The organism is Streptomyces sp. UH6 (assembly GCF_013421635.1).
Lineage (GTDB): Bacteria > Actinomycetota > Actinomycetes > Streptomycetales > Streptomycetaceae > Streptomyces > Streptomyces abyssomicinicus.
This window is the reverse complement of sequence record NZ_JACADT010000535.1, coordinates 1-3,892: the sequence shown is the minus strand read 5'-3', so window position 1 is coordinate 3,892 and position 3,892 is coordinate 1. Positions and strand designations below refer to the sequence as shown.

The 3,892-nt window shown below is 69.6% G+C and carries 3 protein-coding genes and 2 pseudogenes; all 5 read left to right on the top strand.

What is annotated here, in order from left to right; translation table 11 throughout:
* Nucleotides 1-448: pseudogene (locus HW445_RS21485) on the top strand (MFS transporter); the annotation flags it as partial.
* 9 nt (nucleotides 449-457) lie between these two features.
* A complete protein-coding gene (pafA, locus tag HW445_RS21480) occupies nucleotides 458-1,819 on the top strand; it encodes a Pup--protein ligase (protein ID WP_151774712.1) in 1,362 nt (453 codons plus the stop codon).
* Nucleotides 1,820-1,968: 149 nt separating this feature from the next.
* Entirely contained in the window at nucleotides 1,969-2,964 is a 996-nt protein-coding gene (locus HW445_RS21475; RefSeq protein WP_180222615.1) for an FKBP-type peptidyl-prolyl cis-trans isomerase, read from the top strand.
* A gap of 60 nt (nucleotides 2,965-3,024) precedes the next feature.
* Nucleotides 3,025-3,396, top strand: a complete 372-nt coding sequence (locus tag HW445_RS21470) for an FKBP-type peptidyl-prolyl cis-trans isomerase (RefSeq protein ID WP_180222614.1) — start codon at nucleotides 3,025-3,027, stop codon at nucleotides 3,394-3,396.
* A 183-nt stretch (nucleotides 3,397-3,579) separates the two neighbouring features.
* A pseudogene (locus HW445_RS21465) lies at nucleotides 3,580-3,892 on the top strand (WYL domain-containing protein); the annotation flags it as partial.

Sequence of the window (3,892 nt, the reverse complement as noted above, 5' to 3'; positions counted from 1 at the left end):
CGGGCCGCCCGAGCGGCGCCTGAAGGCGCTGGTCGCCCTGCTGGCGCTCGGCTACGCCCCGCTGGTCGCCATGCCCGGTCCCGCGCCGATGACCCTGCTGGCCGCGCTGGCGGGCGTCTTCCTGGCGCCCACCATCGCCTGCGCCTTCGTCCTGGTCGACCGGCACGCCCCGCGCGGCACGGTCACCGAGGCGTTCTCCTGGCTGGTGACCACCTTCACCGTCGGCTCCTCGGTCGGCACCGGCGTCACCGGGCCGGTCCTGGAACTGCTCGGAACCCGCGCCGGTTTCGCCGTCCCGGCCGCCGCCGGGACGGTGTCGCTGCTCGTGCTGCTCGCCTCCGGGGGAGTCCTGGCCGCCCCCAGAAATCCCGGCAGAGTCGCCGCCGGATCGGAAAATGATCCGAATCGGACCGTCGAACCCCGTTTCAGCTCGGGTGATCGGGCGTAATGTTCAGACATGGACCGCCGCATTTTCGGGCTGGAGAACGAGTACGGCGTCACGTGCACGTTCAGGGGACAGCGCCGTCTGTCGCCTGACGAGGTGGCGCGGTACCTCTTCCGGCGTGTCGTGTCATGGGGCCGCAGCAGCAACGTGTTTCTGCGAAACGGCGCCCGCCTCTATCTCGACGTGGGTTCGCATCCGGAATACGCCACACCCGAATGCGACAACGTGACGGAGCTCGTCACCCACGACAAGGCCGGCGAGCGCATTCTCGAAGGACTTCTCGTCGACGCGGAACGCCGCCTGCACGAGGAGGGAATCGCGGGCGACGTCTATCTCTTCAAGAACAACACCGACTCGGCGGGGAACTCGTACGGCTGCCACGAGAACTACCTGGTGGCCCGGCACGGCGAGTTCTCCCGGCTGGCCGACATCCTCATCCCGTTCCTCGTCACGCGGCAGCTGCTGTGCGGGGCGGGCAAGGTCCTCCAGACCCCGCGCGGCGCGGTGTACTGCGTCAGCCAGCGGGCCGAGCACATCTGGGAGGGCGTCTCCTCGGCGACCACGCGCTCGAGGCCCATCATCAACACCCGCGACGAGCCGCACGCGGACGCCGAGCGCTACCGCCGGCTCCACGTGATCGTCGGCGACTCCAACATGTCGGAGACGACCATGCTGCTCAAGGTCGGGGCCACCGACCTGGTGCTGCGCATGATCGAGGCCGGCACGGTGATGCGCGACCTCACCCTGGAGAACCCGATCCGGGCCATCCGCGAGGTCAGCCACGACATCACGGGGCGCCGCAAGGTGCGCCTGGCCAGCGGCCGGGAGGCGTCGGCGCTCGAGGTGCAGCGCGAGTACTACGAGAAGGCCTGCGAGTTCGTCGACCGGCGCGGCATCCGCACCGGCGTCGTCGAGCAGGTCCTGGAACTGTGGGGCCGCACCCTCGACGCGATCGAGGAGGAGGACCTGGACCGGGTCGCCACCGAGATCGACTGGGTGATCAAGTACAAGCTGCTGGAGCGCTACCGCGCCAAGCACAACATGACCATGTCGAACCCGCGGGTCGCCCAGATAGACCTCGCCTACCACGACATCCACCGCCGCCGCGGGCTCTACTACCTGCTGGAGCGCAGCGGCCAGGCCAAACGGATCTGCAACGACGTCAAGATCTTCGAAGGCAAGTCGGTGCCGCCGCAGACCACGCGGGCCCGGCTGCGCGGAGACTTCATCAAGCGGGCGCAGGAGCAGCGCCGCGACTTCACGGTCGACTGGGTCCACCTGAAGCTCAACGACCAGGCCCAGCGCACGGTCCTGTGCAAGGACCCGTTCCGTTCGGTCGACGACCGGGTGGAGAAGCTCATCGCCGGCATGTAGCCGGCGCGGGGCGGCGCGCCGACGGCGCCGCGCACGGGGGTCCGGAGCCGATCCGGGCCCCCGTCGCGCTTGTCGGGGGCGGTGGGGCGGGAAAGCCGTAGAGTGACGCGGGACGCCCACTCGAAGATCGACCGATAGAGGCCCCCATCGTGCGCCGACGCTCACTCCTTCTGGCCGTTCCCGCCGGACTGGCCACCCTCTCCGCCTGTGGCTCCGACTCGCCGGACAAGGAGGCCGAGGCCACGGCCAGTCCGTCCCCCCAGTCGCCCAGCGCGCCCCCGCCGCCGAAGATCGTGGACGGACCGCTCCCCGAGATCACCGCCGGCAAGGAGTTCGGGCAGAAGCCGACGGTGGCCAAGGGCACCGGCACCCCCTCGAAGGACCTCGCGGTGCGCACGGTCATCGCCGGGAACGGCCGCACGGTCGCCGAGAACGACTTCATCCAGGCGCAGTACCTCGGCCAGAACTGGGCGAACGCCAAGGTCTTCGACAACTCCTACGACCGCAAGACCCCGATCGTCATCCAGCTCGCCCAGGGCAGCATCATCGACGGCTGGCGCTACGGCCTGTCCGGCAAGAAGGCCGGCAGCCGCGTGATGATGGCGGTCCCGCCCACCTGGGGCTACGGCGAGCAGGGCAACGCGCAGGCCGGCATCAAGGGCGACGACACCCTGGTGTTCGTGATCGACATCGAGAACACCTTCAACGCCCGCAGCTCCGCCGACGGCAAGGCGGTCGCCCAGGACTCCGCGCTGCCGAAGGTCGGCACAAACACCGACGGCAAGGCGCCTTCGCTGGAGATCCCCAAGACCGCGCCCCCGAAGGACCTCGTCTCCGAGTACGTCCTCGAGGGCGACGGCCCGACGGTGGAGCAGGACAGCACCGTGCTGGTGCAGTACAAGGGCGTGCTGTGGGCGGACGGCAAGGAGTTCGACTCCACCTACAGCCGCGGCCAGCTGACCTCGTTCTCGCTGCAGCAGGTCGTCCCGGGCTGGTCGCAGGGCCTGGCGGGCAAGAAGGTCGGCAGCCGCGTCCTGATCGTGATCCCGCCGAAGCTCGGCTACGGCGACAACCCGCCGCAGGGCAGCCCGATCAAGAAGGACTCGACGCTCGTCTTCACGGTGGACCTGCTGGCGAAGATGTGACGCCGGGGATGGGAGACTGACCCGGTTGCATCTTTTCGTCCATCAGCAGGAGACAGATTCGTGAGCAACGACAAGCCCGAGGTCGACTTCCCGGGCGGCGAGCCGCCGGCGGACCTCGAGATCAAGGACATCTGGGAGGGCGACGGCGAGGTGGCCAAGGCCGGCGACATCGTCTCCGTCCACTACGTCGGCGTGGCCTTCTCCACCGGCGAGGAGTTCGACTCGTCGTTCAACCGCGGCACCCCCCTGCGCTTCCAGCTCGGCGTCGGCCAGGTCATCAGCGGCTGGGACCAGGGCGTGCAGGGCATGAAGGTCGGCGGGCGCCGCCAGCTGATCATCCCGCCGCACCTGGCCTACGGCGACCGTGGCGCGGGCCGCGACATCGGCCCCGGCGAGACGCTGATCTTCGTCTGCGACCTGGTCTCGGTCTGACCCCGGTCTGACGCCGGGCCGGCCCCGACGGCCGGCACACGGCCGGCACACGGTCGGAAACGATCACAGTGGGCTCCCAGGGGTCCGTGCCCGCCCGGGCACGGACCCTCGGTTTTCCCCCCGGGCCTCCGGAGCGGTACGGTCGTCCGTCGGAAGTGACGAGGAAGAGGGCGTAGGGCGTCGATGGCCATTGCCAAGGCAGAGCGGCTGATGAACCTGGCACTGTGCCTGCTGGGCACCCGGCGGCCGCTCAGCAAGCGCGAGCTGCGCGCATCCCTGGAGGCCTACATGGAGGCCACCACCGACGAGTCGTTCAACCGCATGTTCGAGCGGGACAAGGACGACCTGCGGGAACTCGGACTGGTCATCGAGACGGTCGAGAACCTCGACGGCGAGGTCGGCTACCTGGCCCGCCACGACTCCAACCAGCTGCCGCCCATCACCCTGGACGCCGAGGAGGCCGCGGCCCTGGGCCTGGCCGCCAGCGTCTGGCAGC